Below are 18169 nucleotides of genomic sequence, written 5' to 3'. Positions count from 1 at the left end.
CTTCGCTCCCTTTTTTTTATTCTAATACTACTTCTTTATTTTTAATTTCATAATCCTGAATTATTCCGAAATTTTTAATACTCACTAGTATTTCTTCTATTTTTTGATTTTTTTCCAAAATGCCAAAGAATTCTTCATCTTCAACTTCTTTGTTTTTAAATATCACTTCCATATCGTACCAACGAGATAAAACCTTCATGATATCTTTAAGCGATTTATCCTCAAAGACAAAAACACCTTCTTTCCAAGATATTTCGTTATATACGTCTACAGTTTTTATAGACAATTCATTGTTATTTAAACTTAATATCGACTGCTGATTAGGAATTAAATTTTGCTTAATATCTTCATAATTAATAGCTACGCTACCTTCTACCAAAGTGGTATAGATATTTGTTTCGTTCTTATAAGCTTTAATATTGAATTCTGTACCCAAGACTTGTACTTCCTGTTTATTATTGTACACCTTAAAATCTGCACCATGATTCTCAGAACTTGGAGACACATCAAAATAGGCTTCGCCATAAATTAATTCTACTTGTCTGGTTTTGCCTTTGGTGAACGACACAGGGTATTTTAACTGCGACTCAGAATTCAACCATACTTTTGTTCCATCTGAGAGTTTTATTGAAAATTGACCACCCCGAGGGATTGTTAAATAGTTATACGCTATCTCTTCACTAGAATCTTTATTATACACTATCTCTTCTCCATTGGTAGTAACATTGTCCGATTTGTAAACCTTATCTTTATCCAGATCAATATTCGAACCATCTGCAAGTGTAAGCGTTGCTTTATTGCTGCCTACTTCAATTTGGCTTTTAACAATAATTGGTTCTGTAACTTGCGGTAAGTTGTTTTCTCTATTTAGAAATATTGTAAGCGCTACAACTAACAGTACAGATGCTGCCGCCGCATATTTCCAGTATAAAGTTTTAACTTTTCTTTTTGATATTATATGAGAAGTCGCAAGTTTCGTATTTCTTTTTTCAATAATATATTGCCACATGGTGTCAAAATCAGAACCGGAAAGTTGGTCTTTTTCAAAATCAATTAAAAGAATAAGCTTTTTTGCCTCTTCTACCGTATCTTTCATTTCTGGATATTTTACAATCCAATTATTCCAAAAATTTGAGGTCATGGTATCGGTATCCAAAATCCATTTTTGGAAATATTCATCTTTTACAAAATCCTCTACGCTGTAATGAATATATTTCATTTATTATGCCATTTTATCTAAGTAGAATCTGATGAAATTCAGGTTCTTTATTTAAAAGAGCAGAAAATTTAATTTTTACTTCAAAAAAAACAATCTTTTTTTTAAATAATTATAAAACCTCATATTTTACAGGGTTTGAGCGAGGGATTTTACCTCATCCAGAGTTACCTTTTTTTGGCAATTCTGACCTCTCCTTTGGAGAGGTTAATAGAAAACCCTGCCTTTGCCGGCAGGCAGACCCTCCCCAAAGATCGGAGAATTTTTAGATTGAAAAGCAATTAGGTGTTTGCAGAATCGAATACTTATAAAATAAAAAACAAGATGCCTAGTAAAGCGAATATCACTAAATTTTGTTTCAACACTTTAATGGTCCGTGCCATTAAATTATATACTCCTTTTTTATCTAGAGACATAATTTCCATAACTTCGCTATAGCTCAGTCGGCCATAAAACTTTAAATGAATAATTTCTCTTTGTTTATCATTAAGCATGTTAAGCGCTTTTTGCAAAGCCAGACGTTGTTCTTCAAAACGTTGTTTTTCTATAAGACTAACTTCTGCAGAGGGAATTTTTTTATCGAGATCGTTTATATCTTTATTCTTATCAAATGTCTTTCTAACTTTGGAAGCTCTGACTATTAATTTTCGTCGAAGCGATTTATATAGATAAGCCTTAATGGATTCAACACTAGCCAATCTTTCTTTGGCATCCCAAATTTCGATAAAAAGATCCTGTATAGTATCTTTTACTAACTCCTTATTATAAACCACCTTTAATCCATAACTATATAAGCCCGCAGCATGATCTTCATAAATTAGAGCAAAAGCAGACTCACTCCCTTTTTTAAACTCTTGCCACAAATGCAAATCAGATGTAGCTATTGTCTTTTTAGTAGAAACGGATGACGGATTTATTTGTCCATCATTTTGAAATTGGATATGTCTATATATTGGTTTTTTAACCACAAAAAAAATGTTTAAAAAAAGAGTTATGAGCGGTTAAAGGTATAATAAAAAAACTACTACTACCTAAACCTAAATATTAAACTTAAGTATAATTGATCAATTATTGGTAATTACGGATATTCAAATAAATTATCTTTCTTGTTATAATTTGAACTTTTATTTAATAAAATAGGGTTGAAACATTTTAGCGCTCCAACCCATTAAAAAAACTAACTCAAATTAATTAAGACTAAGATTTTAAGTAAAAGTTATTATATTAAAGTTAATATCCAGGATTCTGGCTTAATATATTGGAACCTACCAAATCAATTTCTCGTTGAGGAATTGGCCATAAATAATGCTTAGATGCATCAAAACTCAGGTTTTTAATAAACCTATAATTTCCTGTACCATCTTTTGCACCATTTAAATCACCATTTAATACTGTTTCTGCTATATTCCATCTACGAATGTCATTTAGTCTATAATCTCCATGTTCCATACCTAGTTCAACACGACGTTCTCTTCTAATTATTTCACGAAGTTCGTTTTGATCTGTTGTTGTTATACTTGGATAATTAGCAACATCTGCACGTGTTGTGTTATATGCTCTAGCTCTAACGTCATTTATTGCATCTAAAACGGATTGGCTTATCGAACCACTTTCAATATTAGCCTCGGCAAAGATTAATAATACCTCTGCATAACGCATTAATACAATATCTCTATCGTATCTATCCCAACCGTGAAAGCCTTCATCTTGAATTAATTTACGAGCATAATACCCCGTGTTATTTGATGCATCAACAGTACTTCCAGCTAATGGGTTTCCTGATAACATATCTCCTTTTTTTAACACCGCCATATTCAATCTAGGATCTCTATTGGCAAACTCATCTAAAGGATCAAAGATTGATATCGGATCGTCAATGGTTTTTCCGTCTGTAGTTTCAAAAGCATTTACAAATGATTGTGATATCTTCACTGCTCCATTTTCTCCTCCAGGGTGGGTATGATTTTGTGGGTATACTCTAACTAAATACCGGTGAAATGTATCGGGGTTATTATACCTCACAGCAAAAACAACTTCTACATTATCTTCATTTGGTTTCTGTTGTAAATTCAAATAACCTTCTCCAGTTCCATCTTGAAAAAGATCGTAACCAAAGGTCATCACCTCCTCTGCTGCTGTTGAAGCATCTTCATAGTTTCCAGCGTATAATAGTGTACGTGCTTTTAAAGTTAATGCGGCTCCTTTTGTAGCTCTTCCCATATCTGCTGCTCCGTAGGATGCAGGTAAGACTGCTGCTGCTACAGTTAATTCAGATGAAATAAATGCTGTTACTTCCGCAGCTGAAGATCTAGAAACATTCAATTCAGATGGTGTTAATGGATCTGTTATAAGTGGCACACCTCCCCAATTATTTCTTAATATTGAATAGTGAAACGCTCTAATGAACTTTGCTTCTGCAATAAATCTAGTACGCAAAGTTTCATCCATCTCCGGCCTATCTATATTTGCTAAAAAGACATTACAAATTCTAATATTAGTGTATAATTCTTTGTAAAGGGCTTCTACTGTACCATCGGTAGGTCCAATAGATCCATCTTGAAAACTGTTATAAGTACCCTCTGCATCATCCGTCATTGTTCCTGCTGCAAAAAGGTAGGTATTCCAAGTACTCCAAACGCTTCCGCGTTCTGAAAAAGTAGCATAAGCAGCTGTAAGTGCATCAAAAGCTTCTTTTTCTGTTTTCCAAAATGATACATCTGTTAATTTATCCCCAGGGGCTACGTCTAAAAAATCGTCATTACATCCTGTAATTACTATAGCCAATAAAGTATATAATATAAATATATTTTTCATTTTTTTTGTTTTAAAAAGTTACATTAAACCCTAGTAGAAACTGTCTGTTTGTTGGATAATTATTATTATCCCAAGCAAATCCAGAACCATGCGCAAATTCAGGATCAATATCTTTCACTTTGGATATATAAAGTAAATTCTCTCCAGACACATAGATTCTAAATTTGTTAATACCTAAAGAACTTAAGGCATTTTGTGGCAGCGTATAACCTATTTGCATGTTTCTCAACTTAGCAAAATCGCCCTTGTTTACCCAATAGGTACTACTTTGGTAATTCCGATCTTGATTTGCAAAACCCAACCTAGGAAAATCTGCATTTGTATTTGTTGGTGTCCAAAAATTGTCAACCATACTTTGTGTCGGTACAGCATTTCCTCCCCAAAAAGGGCGTACCGTTGGTCCATCGGTTAATACCTTATGACCTGCAAATCCTTGCCAAGCCATAGAAAAATCAAAATTATTCCAATCAAACCCTAAATTAAGTCCAAAATTATACTTTGGAAAATATGTTCCTAATGATTTTCTATCATTGGCATCTACAACACCATCTGGCAAACCTGTTAACTCTCCGTTAGCATCACGCCCATTAATATCTCTATATCTAATATCTCCTGGTTCTGGTGTACCTGCTATGTTGTGCGTTGGTGCCGCATCTATTTCAGCTTGTGAATTAAACAACCCGTCAGCCACATATCCAAATATGTTTTGAATAGGATCTCCAATATCTCTTCCAGGTCTTTCTGTTCCTTTTAAATCTGTTATTTGGTTTTTAACATAACCAACATTTGCATTTATATAATAATTAAAATCATCATTTACTCTACCACTATAGTTGACACTTAATTCCCATCCTTTGTTTTCGACCGAACCTGCATTTACAGTAGGAGGTTCAGCCCCTAAAATGTATGGTTGATCTAAACCTAGTAGAATGTCATTTGTATCTTTTATAAAATACTCAGCTGTAATTGATAAAGCATTGTTAAACAATCTGGCATCAATACCTATATTTGTAGATGTAGTAGTTTCCCATAAAATATTGGCATTTGCTAATGTTTTATTTTCGAGAACCCCACTGACTGAACCGTTTCCAAAGGAATAATTATAGTTATCTCTTGGACCAAAAGTATTTAGGAATTGATAATTTCCTATTTCTTGATTTCCTAATATACCCCATGACCCTCTTAAAAATAAATGGTTAATTGTTTCCGATTTAAAGAAATCTTCGTTAGATATTTTCCATCCTCCAGAAAACGAAGGGAAATAATCGAATCTATTTTCTTTTGTAAATCTAGAAGTTCCGTCGTATCTCAAAATGCCTTCAAAAAAGTAAGTGTCCTTAAAATTATAGTTAATTCTTCCAAAAGCAGATCTTAACTTATACTCTGAAGCACTACCTTCTCCACGGTCATTGCCATCAGCAACTCCATTTAATTCAGTTAATTCATTACTAGAAGAAAGACTAAACCTTGCTGCTTGGCTATATGACCAATTTTGGTCTCGTTGTTCAAAACCTAACAACCCTTTTAAATTATGATCGTTAAATGATTTGTTATAGGTTAAAAGTAAATTAGATGTATAATCCCAAACGGTTTCATTTCTTCTAATTAAATAACCACTTGCTATATTACTTCCATTATAAGTGTCTGTGGCTGCATCATATCTATGCCATTGTACAACATTTCTTTTTCTATTTTGAAGCCTATTGTCATTTCTAGCAGAAAATTGACCTCTTACTTTCAATTCTGGCATGATTTTAAATTCTGCAAAAACAGTACTTACATAATCATTATTTCTGTCCACATCCGTTCCCAATGGTAATTCTAAATATGCTAACATATTTCTCTGTCCAACACCAAACTCTTGCATGTTTTTCCAAAGACCGTTATCAAATTGATCAACTTCTCCTGGGAACTCTCTATAAGATTCTGTAATGATTTGACCAACAGACTGAATATTTCCGAAAGTTTTACCAAAGGATCCTGCTAACTTAATACCAACATCTAACTTGTCGTTTATTTTTTGGTCTATATTAACACGGTAGTTTTTTCTATTATAGCCATATGTTTTTATTAAGGAACCCTCATCAAGGAATCCAAAGGACAAATTGTATTTCGTGTTTTCACTACCACCAGACACACTGATATTATGAAATGTCTTTATTGGATCTCCACTCTTTAATAGTTTTTTAAAATGATCTATATTAACGTGCGTTTGAGGGCTTGTACCATCTCTAAACTTAGCCAAATCGTCATCTGAAAATAACGGAGAACCTCCATCGTTTATTCTAGCTTCATTATACAATCTAGCATAATCATATGAATTAACTCTATTCGGTATTTTAAAAGCCTGTTGTGTACCAACGCCTCCGTGGTATTTAACTACTGGAACTCCAGTGCGTCCTTTTTTGGTAGTAATTAAGACAACTCCATTAGCAGCTCTTACTCCATAAATTGCGGCTGATGCATCTTTTAATACTGAAATATTTTCAATATCGTTTACATCAATATCTTGAAGATCGCCCACTATACCATCAACCAAAATTAAAGGATTGTTCTTAGAAGCATCTCCTAAAGTTCCAATCCCTCTAATTCTAAAAGTTCCAGCGCTTTGACCAGGTCTCCCAGATTGCTGAATAACAGATAAACCAGGAACTTGTCCAGCTAATAATGTTGACACATTTGGTGCTGGTCTGTTCTCAATATCTTTAATGCTTACTGAAGATACAGCTCCAGTTATATTAACTTTCTTTTGAGTACCATAACCTACCACCACCACTTCGTCTAATGTAGCCTGATCTTCATTTAAGGCTACAGTAATACTTGCTTGGTTATTAACAGATACTTCCTGAGTTTCGAATCCTAAATAAGAAATAACAAGTACAGCATCACCATCTATTACATCTAAAGAAAATTTACCGTCAAAATCTGATTGGGTTCCATTGGTTGTTCCTTTTTCCAGAATATTCGCTCCTGGCAAAGGTTGTCCACTCTTATCATTTATTAAGCCCGAAACTTTATGCGTTTGTTGATTTGCTAAGGTGGCATCAAGGGTTTTTGATTTTTCTTTTATTAAAATCGCATTATTTACTGTTAATATAATATCAAGATTACCCTGTGACAAACTCCTCTTCAATAACTCATTCGTTTTTACAACTCCTTTTTTCAATTTAACTTTAGGAAAATCTTTAAATATCCCTTTTTCATAAAAGAATTTATAGTCTGTTTGATTCATAATCAATTTAAAGACCTCATCTACAGTTAAGGTTTTATCTTCTTCTACTTTTATTTTAGAATTTTGGGATACAATCTCAATAGGTGTTAGGGCAAAAACCGTAGTGAAAAACAAGAAAATGAAGGTTTTCATAATAATCATTAATAGCCTTTTTCTAAATAGAAAACTGACATTGGTTAATTTAATTTCCATAAATTTGCGTGTTATTAGTTAGTTAAACATTTTTAATTAATTGATAATAATTCTGAGGGGATAGGGTATTTACTTTTCCGGGTTAAACCTTATCCTCCTTTTTTCGATTGTTGTTTTATCTCATAGGCGTTGGTTTTAGTATATTTAAATTAGGATTCACTATTTTAATATTATTGTTTTATCTTTTATTTCATAATCATTCATTGAAGTAGATTTTATAATTGATAAAACTTCATCAATACTTTGTTGTTTATCTAAAATACCAATAAACTCAACCTTCTCCAGCTCTTTGTTTACAAAAATCACATCAACATCATACCATCTAGATACCACTTTCATAATGTCTTTTAGCGGCTTATCTATAAAACTAAAAGTTCCATTTTTCCATGAAGTTTCAGCTTTTACATCAACTTCTTTAACTGTAATACTGTTGGTCTTAATGTCTAAATTAGATTGTTGATTTGGCACTAAACTTTGCCTTAAAACACTAGTACCTACTGCTACGCTACCCTCAACTAGTGTGGTATAAACATTTGATTCATCTTTATAGGCCTTTATATTAAATTCTGTTCCTAATACTTCAACTTCTTGAGATTGATTGAATACCTTAAATATTGACCCCTTATGATTAGAACTAGACGACACATCAAAATAGGCCTCTCCATAAACTAGCTCAACCTCACGCGCTTTGCCCTCTGTAAATGCTACAGGATACTTTAGTTGAGATTCAGAGTTTAACCATACTTCTGTACCATCTGATAAAACAACATGAAATTGGCCTCCTCTTGGAATAGTTAAATAGTTATAGACAATTTTAGCTGAGTTTTGTTTTCCAGTCTTGTATATGATTTGGTCTCCATTACTATTGGCACTTTTAGTTTTAAAAGCATTACCTTTCTCTAATTCTACAACCGAACCATCTTCTAAGGTTAATATAGCTTTACTTGTACCCGGCTCTATATTACTATTTACAATTATTGGGGTAATCTCTGAAGGGCTTTCGAAGAAATGCTCTCTAAAAAAATAACCCGTTGCCAAAATACCCACAAAAATTGCGGCTGCTGCATATCTCCAAATATTTGGTGGTAGTTTTCTAATTTTAGTTTTAGATATAGAATGAATCCTCGGATTAATTTTATTCCAACCTTCTTTTATTTTATATTCTTGAATAGATTTTATATTTGAAGCATACCAACCATCTTTTTTAATTTCATTATAAATACCTCTATTCTGCTCAGATTCATTTAACCAATTGTGAAGATATTGATGATCTTCATCATTAATTTCCCCACTTAATTCACTAGCAATAAGCTTTGCTATTTTTAAAAATTCTTTCTCCTGATTCATTTATTTTAACTTAACTTTCTATATACAATACAATTCAGGTTTGAAACATGGGTATTGTCAAACAAAAAAAAATCTTAAATCTTGTAGCTCTAAGTTAAACCTTAAAACCAAGACGTCTTCACTTTTTTAGTATCTCTACTTTTTCTAAATTCCGTTTTTATATATTTACGGCTCAATACTTTTATTAATTAATGCTCTCATCTCAAAATATTATAGTCGATATAAAACAAGGAAATAAAGATTCCTTTAAAGAATTCTTTGATGACTTCTACCCTATTTTGTGTTCGTTTGCAAACAAGTTTTTGAAAAACCCAAATCAAAGTAAGGATGCAGCACAAGAGGCTCTTGTAAAGTTTTGGGAAAAACGAAAAGAGTTTGATGACATACAAGGCGTAAAAAGTTTTTTATATGTTGTTGTAAAAAACAATTGCCTAAACGTTTTAAAGAAATCAAAAAACAATGTGGATCTATCTTTATTGAAAGAACTGGAATCTGAATCTTTCTTTAAGAAAAATATTATCAATCAGGAGACATTTATGATTGTTAGGAATGCAATAAATAAATTACCCAGCCGTCAAAAAGAAATCATTGAGCTTTCTTTGCGTGGTTTAAAAAACCCTGAAATAGCCACTCAATTAGAAATCTCTCCACATACTGTTCACACAGCCAAAAAAAATGCATATCGCAAATTGAGGGAAATACTTAAAGATAAATATTATCTATTATTATTGATTTAGTACTAGACCTTAACAGATATTTTGATTAACAATATGGTAATTATGGCTGGTTTTGTAACTGGTGTATGCTTATTACTCCCTGTTATTAACTCGTTAAGAGGCAGTTTTTGCAAGCATCTTTAATTCTAAAAATATAAACAGAATGAAATTGAACATAAAATCAAAACAAGAGCAACATGGTGTTTCTCTATTTGATATTCTTATAAGCAACGATGGCATTGTATACAAGCGGTTAGTTAACAACCATAGTTTCTACTATAACATAATTTCGTAAATTTGAAAATAACAATAATAGATGAAAGTTGTAATAATTGAAGATGAGGAGCTTGCCGCAACTTCTTTAGAGAAGTTATTGTTAAAAAGCACCTATAATATAGACGTCATTGCACATTTAGAAAGTGTTGAAGAAGCCACAGAATGGCTCGCAAATAATAAGTGTGATATTATTTTTAGCGATATTCATCTTGGAGATGGAGAAAGTTTCGAAATATTCGAAAATTTACAAATAACAGTACCTATTATTTTTACTACCGCATTCGACCGCTACGCAATTAAATCATTTAAATATTTTGCAATCGATTATCTTCTCAAGCCTTACGATGCCCAAAAATTAGACCAGGCCATTAAGAAATATAAAGATGTTGTATCGTTGCCCGAGATTTATCAGCAAAAAATGACCAATCTGTTTTTAGAAATGAATAGCATTAAAAAGACTGCCGAAACGCAAGAGCGGTTTTTAATTAATAATGGTAAACAGCTTATTTCTATAGAGAGTAAAGAGATTAGTTTTTTTAGAGCACAAGGCAAGCATTTATTTTTACACGATGTAAATGGGGATAATTATCTGTATTCGGATACCATTTTAGGGCTAGAACAAAAATTATCGCATCGCGATTTTTTTAAAGTGAATAGAAATTATATTATTAAGCACAGTGCCATTAAGAATATTTATGAGTACAGTAATAATCGCTTAAAAATTGAATTGCATTTTGCTTTAGATAAAAATGAAATTATTTTGGTGAGTGCAAAAGTTAAGAAGAAATTTAAAGCGTGGTTAAGCCGTTAATCCAGTACTTTTATGAAGCTCCTTTTAAAATTAAAAAAGCATCAGTATACTTGGACTATAAGTTTAATGTCAATTGGTCTCTTTTTTATAGTATATACGGCCTTAACAAATAAAATTGAAACGGTTACCGAAGAATTGATTAGCGAAATTGTAAAAAGCGATTTAATTGCCAAACAAAATGTTATTGCATTAGAATTTGAACGTTTGGATACTTACCTCATAGAAGCCTCTAAAATTTTAAATAGTAACAAGGAATTAAGTCCTCAGGAATATTTTGAAAAGTTAGAATTAGTAGCAGATATTGCTGCGACAAATGTACATATAAACAAATCTTGGGCTTTTTCTGGTTTAGCTGAGAGTGTGTCTATTACTTATTTCGATACCATAAACGCCCATTATAATATTCGAATTAAATCGTATGTAGAAGGACAAATAAAAAACCGATTTAGTGAAAATGGTTCTCCAATTTTTCATATAAATGATAACGTATATTTGCGAAAAACGACGCATATATCTTTGCCCAATGGTCGTTTTGTTGGCTTTTCGTATGATATCGATTTGTTGAAATTCTGGGAATATTATTCTCAAAAATATGTTCCTGGAGGAAGTTATACAGTACTTACAACAAAAGAAGGGATATGCATACTACATCCAGAAGTTAAATATATAGGTAGAGAAATTGATTTTTTTTTTAAAGGTGTAGATAGAAGTGCTATTCTTGATAATATAAATGTACAGAACAGCGATAACCTAATTAAAACACAACTCATTTCTGAATATTTAGGATTAGAAGTGTTGCGTTTCTATAAAGCATTAAATAACGTCGACCAGGTTTTAATTTTAGGAGAGAGTTTTCCTGTAGATATTAAACTGAAGGAGTCTATGGAAAGTACGCAACGCTACTTTACATGGATTAGTGTTTCTGTTCTAGGTACTTTTATATTAGTATTGGTTTTGTCGAGATTACAACTAACCAGTGATTATAACAAGAATTTAAAGGTAACTAAAGAAAGGGAGCAGCTACGAGCGAGCAACGAGAAATTTCAAAGAAAGAATGCGGTACTTCAGTTACAACAACTCAAGAAAAAAATGAATCCTCATTTTTTATTTAACAGTTTAAATTCCTTGCATGTACTTATAGAAAGCAACCCAGATTTATCTCAAGAGTTTGTGCTTAAATTAGCCAATGTTTATCGTTATGTACTGGCAGAAAATGAAGGTAATTTGGCATGGGTAAAAAATGAGCTCGAGTTTATGGAGCAGTATTTTTTCTTGCAGCAAATACGATTTAAAGGCAGCTTATTTATGGAACTTAAAGGCCTCGATAATGTTAGGGCATTACAAAAAAAGATTCCGTTGCTCTCTTTACAAACATTATTAGAAAACGCAATAAAACATAATAGTTTTACAAAAAATAAACCTTTACAAATTTCCATCGAAATTCAAGACGAGCAGCTCATTGTGAGCAATAATTATAATCCTCGAAAAAAATATGAAGAAAAAAGCCATAAAATAGGTCTTAAATATATTAAAAACAGTTACGAATACTACGGTGTAAGCACTTTTTATACAGAAATTAACAATAATAATTTCAGTTGTTATTTACCTTTGCTGCCTTAAAAGCAGACTTCACTCCAGTTTATAAAGAGTTCATTCCTTTTTATTGTTAGAAGTTGATTGCATAGTTCAATTTTGGCCCAGATATAAATGGATTTATGAAGTGTACTTTCTTAGAACGTAAATATGTTCTTGAAATAATTGTGGTTTTACTAATAATGTTGGGAGGAGAAATCTCTGCACAGCAATCGGATAATAAAGATACAACGGCTGATTTGTTGGATAGCAATATTGCCTATGCCGATATCATTAAAGAGTCCACAAAGCAAAGTGGTTTTTTTAATGTGTATCAGCATAAAAAGGATATTTATTTTGAAATTCCAGATCTCATGCTTGCTACAGATATTTTATTGGTAAATAAAATATCACAAGTGCCTTTAAGTTTAAACGGTCATGGTTTAAATAAAGGAATGACTTACGAAACCAAAGTCATTCGATTTTATAAGGACACCTTATTAAATAAAGTATGGGTAAAAACAATTAACCCTCAGGTTAAATCTCCAAAAGATGATGCGATCACTAAATCGGTGAAAGATAATTTTGGAGAGTCGAATATTGAAGTGTTCGAGATAGAAACTTTCAATACCGATTCTACAGCAACCTTAATTAAGGTGAATAAAGTCTTTAACGGAAAAGAAAAGAGTTTTACTGACGTGCTGTCCAATACAGGACTAGGTGGTAGTATATCTTCTAAACTATCTAAAATTGAGCAGATAAAAGCTTTTCCAGAAAACATAGTAATAAAATCAACGATGTCTACTTCGGTATCTGAAGGTGGCGGGCCATCATTAGCCTTGTCTTTAGGCCTAACGATTAATATGGTCTTATTACCCAAAGAAGTCATGACTCCAAGATTTGCCGATCCGCGTATCGGGTATTTTAGTACACCTATGTCTTATTACAATGATGAGCAACAGCAAGTCGAAAACAAACGTCTTATTACACGCTGGCGATTAGAGCCTAAAGAAGACGATAAGGCGAAATACTTAAGAGGGGAATTAGTTGAACCAAAAAAGCCGATAGTTTATTATGTAGATCCAGCAACACCTAAAAAGTGGCGTCCTTTTATAATGCAAGGCGTTAGAGATTGGCAAATTGCTTTCGAAAAGGCAGGGTTTAAAAATGCGATACAGGTTAAGTTTCCTTCCGAGGATGATAAAGATTTCGATGGCGACGATGTGCGCTATTCAATGATTACCTATGCGGCATCTGAATCTCAAAATGCAATGGGTCCCTCTATTGTTGACCCTAGAAGCGGCGAAATATTGGAAGCCGATATTATTTGGTGGCATAACGTCATGAGATCTTTACATAAATGGATGCGCGTACAAACTGGTGCCATAGACGAAAAGGCTCGGAAAAATATTTTTGAAGACGATTATATGGGCGAAGCTATTCGGTTTGTATCCTCGCATGAGGTCGGACATACTTTTGGTTTAAAGCATAATATGGGCGCGTCGAATGCCTATCCCGTAGAGTCCTTACGTTCGGCAAGTTTCACCTCTAAAATGGGTGGTACTGCACCTTCTATTATGGATTATGCGCGTTTTAATTATGTGGCACAACCCGAAGATAAAATAGTGGAAATTACACCAAAAATTGGAGCTTACGATACTTATGCTATTAACTGGGGCTATCGCTGGTTGGCTTCTTCGAACCCTAAACAAGAAGAAAAACTTTTGAATACTTGGATTCGAGATAATGAAAACGATCCCGTATATTTTTACGGAGAGCAACAACCAAGCGGTCATGTTGTAGACCCACGTTCGCAATCGGAAGATTTGGGAGATGATGCCATGTTAGCTTCAGAATATGGCCTGTTAAATTTAAAAAGAATTTTACCTCATATTATTGAGTGGACTGCCGAAGAAGGGGAAGATTATTACGAGGCTTCAAAATTATATAAAGCCATTATCGACCAATGGGAATTATATAACGGGCATGTAATGGCCAATATTGGAGGGGTGTATTTAAACAATGCCGTTTATAGCGATGGGAAAAAATCGTACGAAGCCGTGCCTTCCAAAATACAGCGAGAGGCTTTAGAGTATATTATCGATAATGCCATTAAACCACAAAAATGGCTGTTCTCTCCAGAGTTGTTTCATACAGTGTATGCTGTGCGTGATGCTCCTGATGGTCCCCGCTATTATTCGTCGTTGTCTATGTTAAGGTCGTCTCAGTTAAGGGTCATGCATAATTTATTAAAGACCGACCGATTAATGCGATTAGCCGAAAACGAACTATTAGAAAAACCACAAGGCTTTACATCAGAAAATATTTTTAATACACTTTACGAAAGTATATTCGACCGTACAATTAACGGGAAGTCTCTTTCGGTTTACGACCGCATGACTCAAAAAAACTATGTCGATGTGTTATGTTCGGGAAGTAACGAGTTATTGAAAAAATCTAAAAAGAAAAAAGAAAACATAAATACTAATTTTAAATATGTGCACTACAGTTATTTACCTAGAGCAACTGATGCTGCATCATTAAAGAGAGGCGCTTTAGTTAACATTTTACAGTTGTTAGAAAAAAAGAAAAACAAAGGAGATGTCATTACAAAGACCCACTACGCAGATTTAATTTATAGAATACAATACAACTTAAATAACTAAACCCACAGATTAATGAAGAAATTAGGATATCTGTTCATAGTAATAGCCATTTTAACAAGCACTGTTTACGCACAAGAAAAGAAAACCGTTAGTGGGTATATATACGATTTAAATACCGGGGAACCCGTTGTAGGTGCTTCGGTTTATATTTCGTCGGCTATTATTGGAAGCACTGCAAATACAGCCAATCAAATTAATGGAGCCATGATTGGTACTACAACCGATTTTGATGGCAATTTTACATTCCAAGCATTTCAGGATGCTGCTAACATTACCGTGTCTTCCATGGGCTTTGAGACGAAAGTTATCGATATTTCTAGGTCAAGCACGAATCTCGTTATCAATCTAAATTCGAAAAATCAGGAATTAGAAGAAGTATTATTAACGGGATATCAAAAAATTGAAAAACGAAAGGTAACCTCTGCTTTCGGAAAAGTAAAGACAGAAGACATTAAACAAGCAGGAGTTTCTAATATCGATCAGATGCTTTCTGGACAAATTGCCGGAGTCGTTGTACAACCTACCAACGGAGCGCCTGGTGCACCGGCTAAAATTGTAATTAGAGGTATAGCCACTTTAAATGGGTCTTCAGATCCGTTATGGGTGTTAGATGGGATTCCTTTAGAAGGCAATGATATTCCATCAGATTTTACCGATAAAGACAATATTGATCAATTACGTTCGTATGCTATTGGAGGGCTTAATCCCGAAGATATTGAGAGCATTACTATTTTGAAGGATGCTTCAGCAACCTCTATTTATGGTGCAAGAGCTGCAAATGGCGTTATTGTTATTACTAGTAAAAATGGTAAAAAAGGACCTATGCGCATTAATTTTAGCGCCAATAGTTTTGTGACCCAAAGACCAGATTTCGATAAGTTAAACTTAATGAATTCGAACCAAAAGGTAGATTTTGAATTAGATCTAGCGAGTCGCTCCGACCTCATCTATCAAAACGACAGAGGCGGAGTTGCTCGTATTTTGAATAGCTATGGCGCATATAATAATTTTGTAACTAATGGCTTTGCTGCGATAAGTTTAGATGCACAAAACGAGATTAACGCGCTTAGAAAGATTAATACCAATTGGGGAGATGCCTTGTACCAAACGGCATTAAACCAACAATACAACTTGAGTATTTCTGGTGGTGGTGAGAAAAATGATTATTACTTTTCAACAGGATTTTTCGATGAAATTGGAGCTACTAAAGGCACTGGCCAAAAGCGTTTTAATTTGACCATAAAAAATAATTTTCAAGTGAGAGACGATTTAAAAATTGGCGTGTCTCTCTTTGGGAATATTAATAAGAGCTTTTCTTATATCACTGGAATTGATGCTAATACAAACCCTTCAAATTATTCTCGTAGAGCAAATCCTTATTTACAGGTTTTGGACGTCGACGGTCATTATGTTTATGACCCCGATTTAATAGAGCGATCGGATTTAAATTTGAAATATAATATTTTAGAAGAGCGTCGCAATACCAGTTATGATCTTAAATATACTGGGATAAAAGCCCTATTCGATGCGACGTATAATGCTACAAAAGGACTGAAACTTTACACCCAATTAGGGCTTCAAATTGACGATACCAAAACAGAGCGTTTTGGTGGTGAGGAAAGCTATTTTACTAGAAAATACAGACAGCGTTCACAATATTTGGGTGCTGGTGGTGAGTATGCTTACTTCTTACCTGATGGAGGCATTATAGAAAACACTAATACCGGTTTTTTTCAGTATAACTGGAAAACAACAGCGACCTACAATACAACATTCAAAGAAAAACACGAACTCGATGTGCTTTTAGGAACCGAGTTTAGACGCAATAAAAGTACTAACATCGGTACAAGAGCATTTGGTTTTAATGCTAAGACACTCTTGTCTGTGCCAATTACCGACGAAAGAGCGGTAGGTAATTCTGCTTTCGATACTTACGATAAGCAGTTTATGGAAAATGCCTATACCTCTTTTTTCGGAACTGCATCTTATACCTATAATAGAAAATACACGCTTTTTGGAAGCTTGCGTTATGACGGTTCTAATTTGTTTGGTGTCAACAAAAAATACAGGTATTTACCTTTGTGGTCTCTTGCAGGGTCTTGGAATATAACTCAAGAAGATTTTATGGATGAACTAGAAATGGTATCCGATTTAAAGTTCAGAGCGTCTTACGGTGTGCAAGGAAATATTGATAAATCGACCTCTCCTTATGTGGTGGGAACTTATTCTACTACAAGTATTTTACCTGGACAAACAGAAGAAACAATTATAGCAAATGGTGCTCCTAATCCAGATTTGCGATGGGAAAAAACGGTATCATTTAATACAGGCCTAGATATCGGGTTATTTAACAGCGTCATTTATATAAACAGTGATTATTATTATCGAAAAAGTACCGATTTAATCGGGTTTCAGTCGGTGCCTTTAGAGTCGGGATATAGCTTTATAAACACTAATTGGGCGTCTATAAGTAACAAAGGATTCGAATTGGCCATAACGAGCCAAAATATCCGGAACAAAAATTTTGATTGGATCACAAGTTTCAATATTGCACACAATAAGAATATTGTGGAACAGATTGAAATTAGAGAAGAAGACTTTAAACCTTCAAGAAAAGGATATTCTGTCAATGCCATTTTTGGCATTCGAACTGCGGGATTAGATAGTAATGGCTTGCCATTATTTTGGAAAAATGGCAATAAGGTATCGGCCGTAGATTTCTTTCAGTTAAACGAAGGTACCGATGGTAGTCAGCTCACACGTCAAGAACATCGCGATTTGTATACTTACTTAGGGAGCGGTGATCCAAAACTCACTGGTGGTATTACTAATAAATTTAGGTATAAGCAATTTTCTTTAAGTATTGCAGCTAATTTTAATTTGAAGCAATTGGTGCAAACCACACCTGCTTACGATTTTGTATACGCCCAACCTGGCACTAATTATAACACCGATATTTTAAAAGCCGGCACTGGAAGTTTTCCTGCGCTTATAGGATCAAGTAGTCCAGGTTTCGAGACTAATGCTGTTTATAATTGGTTTGCTCGAGGTGACGATGGCGGTGATACATATAGCGATCTAGATCTTTGGATTGACGAAATTTCTTATATCAGAATTAATAGCATTCGGTTAAGTTATGCCTTCTCTAATAGATTGTTGAACAAGTTGAAAATGACCGATGTAAGATTGAATTTAGAAGGCCGAAATCTATTTGTTTTTGGATCTAATTATGATGGATATTTCGACCCGGAAACTTTCGGAAGCAGGTATGCACAACCCATTCCTAAAGTAATTTCGTTAGGATTAAATATAACTTTTTAATAAGAG

The 18169-nt window shown here is 33.6% G+C and carries 10 protein-coding genes; 5 read left to right on the top strand and 5 right to left on the bottom strand.

Annotated elements, in window-relative coordinates:
* Window positions 1–16: 16 nt before the first annotated feature.
* The 5 genes from Q4Q47_RS20985 to Q4Q47_RS20965 all read right to left on the bottom strand — a co-directional run bounded on the left by Q4Q47_RS20985 (window position 17) and on the right by Q4Q47_RS20965 (window position 8801).
* A complete protein-coding gene (locus Q4Q47_RS20985) occupies window positions 17–1219 on the bottom strand; it encodes a FecR family protein (protein WP_303308691.1) in 1203 nt (400 codons plus the stop codon).
* Window positions 1220–1521: 302 nt separating this feature from the next.
* Window positions 1522–2184 carry an RNA polymerase sigma factor gene (locus Q4Q47_RS20980; protein ID WP_303308690.1) on the bottom strand — a complete coding sequence of 221 codons (663 nt, stop codon included), beginning with the start codon at window positions 2182–2184 and terminating at the stop codon, window positions 1522–1524.
* Between the two features lie 262 nt (window positions 2185–2446).
* Window positions 2447–4030 carry a RagB/SusD family nutrient uptake outer membrane protein gene (locus Q4Q47_RS20975; protein WP_303308689.1) on the bottom strand — a complete coding sequence of 528 codons (1584 nt, stop codon included), beginning with the start codon at window positions 4028–4030 and terminating at the stop codon, window positions 2447–2449.
* Window positions 4031–4040: 10 nt separating this feature from the next.
* A complete protein-coding gene (locus tag Q4Q47_RS20970) occupies window positions 4041–7394 on the bottom strand; it encodes a SusC/RagA family TonB-linked outer membrane protein (RefSeq protein WP_303308688.1) in 3354 nt (1117 codons plus the stop codon).
* 219 nt (window positions 7395–7613) lie between these two features.
* Complete coding sequence (locus tag Q4Q47_RS20965) at window positions 7614–8801, bottom strand: FecR family protein (protein WP_303308687.1); 1188 nt, start codon at window positions 8799–8801, stop codon at window positions 7614–7616.
* A 191-nt stretch (window positions 8802–8992) separates the two neighbouring features.
* Here Q4Q47_RS20965 and Q4Q47_RS20960 point away from each other — a divergent pair, with 191 nt between their 5' ends.
* From Q4Q47_RS20960 to Q4Q47_RS20940, 5 genes are all read left to right on the top strand, one after another.
* The gene (locus tag Q4Q47_RS20960) at window positions 8993–9538 is read left to right on the top strand and encodes an RNA polymerase sigma factor (RefSeq protein ID WP_303308686.1); all 546 of its coding nucleotides are present in this window, start codon (window positions 8993–8995) and stop codon (window positions 9536–9538) included.
* Between the two features lie 295 nt (window positions 9539–9833).
* The gene (locus Q4Q47_RS20955; protein ID WP_303308685.1) at window positions 9834–10604 is read left to right on the top strand and encodes a LytR/AlgR family response regulator transcription factor; all 771 of its coding nucleotides are present in this window, start codon (window positions 9834–9836) and stop codon (window positions 10602–10604) included.
* A gap of 12 nt (window positions 10605–10616) precedes the next feature.
* Entirely contained in the window at window positions 10617–12224 is a 1608-nt protein-coding gene (locus Q4Q47_RS20950) for a sensor histidine kinase (RefSeq protein WP_303308684.1), read from the top strand.
* Between the two features lie 95 nt (window positions 12225–12319).
* A complete protein-coding gene (locus tag Q4Q47_RS20945; protein WP_303308683.1) occupies window positions 12320–14842 on the top strand; it encodes a zinc-dependent metalloprotease in 2523 nt (840 codons plus the stop codon).
* Between the two features lie 12 nt (window positions 14843–14854).
* Complete coding sequence (locus Q4Q47_RS20940) at window positions 14855–18163, top strand: SusC/RagA family TonB-linked outer membrane protein (RefSeq protein WP_303308682.1); 3309 nt, start codon at window positions 14855–14857, stop codon at window positions 18161–18163.
* Window positions 18164–18169: the final 6 nt, after the last annotated feature.

It is taken from the genome of Flavivirga spongiicola (assembly GCF_030540825.1).
In the GTDB taxonomy this organism is placed as follows: Bacteria; Bacteroidota; Bacteroidia; order Flavobacteriales; family Flavobacteriaceae; genus Flavivirga; species Flavivirga spongiicola.
Note: the sequence above shows the minus strand (reverse complement) of the source record. Positions and strands in the feature narration are given on the sequence as shown.

Excerpts from the sequence above, each read along its gene's own strand:
- Q4Q47_RS20965 (WP_303308687.1), bottom strand. The coding sequence starts at position 8,801 with ATGAATCAGGAGAAAGAATTTTTAAAAATAGCAAAGCTTATTGCTAGT.
- Q4Q47_RS20985 (WP_303308691.1), bottom strand. The coding sequence starts at position 1,219 with ATGAAATATATTCATTACAGCGTAGAGGATTTTGTAAAAGATGAATAT.
- Q4Q47_RS20975 (WP_303308689.1), bottom strand. The coding sequence starts at position 4,030 with ATGAAAAATATATTTATATTATATACTTTATTGGCTATAGTAATTACA.
- Q4Q47_RS20945 (WP_303308683.1), top strand. The coding sequence starts at position 12,320 with ATGAAGTGTACTTTCTTAGAACGTAAATATGTTCTTGAAATAATTGTG.
- Q4Q47_RS20955 (WP_303308685.1), top strand. The coding sequence starts at position 9,834 with ATGAAAGTTGTAATAATTGAAGATGAGGAGCTTGCCGCAACTTCTTTA.
- Q4Q47_RS20970 (WP_303308688.1), bottom strand. The coding sequence starts at position 7,394 with ATGAAAACCTTCATTTTCTTGTTTTTCACTACGGTTTTTGCCCTAACA.
- Q4Q47_RS20960 (WP_303308686.1), top strand. The coding sequence starts at position 8,993 with ATGCTCTCATCTCAAAATATTATAGTCGATATAAAACAAGGAAATAAA.
- Q4Q47_RS20940 (WP_303308682.1), top strand. The coding sequence starts at position 14,855 with ATGAAGAAATTAGGATATCTGTTCATAGTAATAGCCATTTTAACAAGC.
- Q4Q47_RS20950 (WP_303308684.1), top strand. The coding sequence starts at position 10,617 with ATGAAGCTCCTTTTAAAATTAAAAAAGCATCAGTATACTTGGACTATA.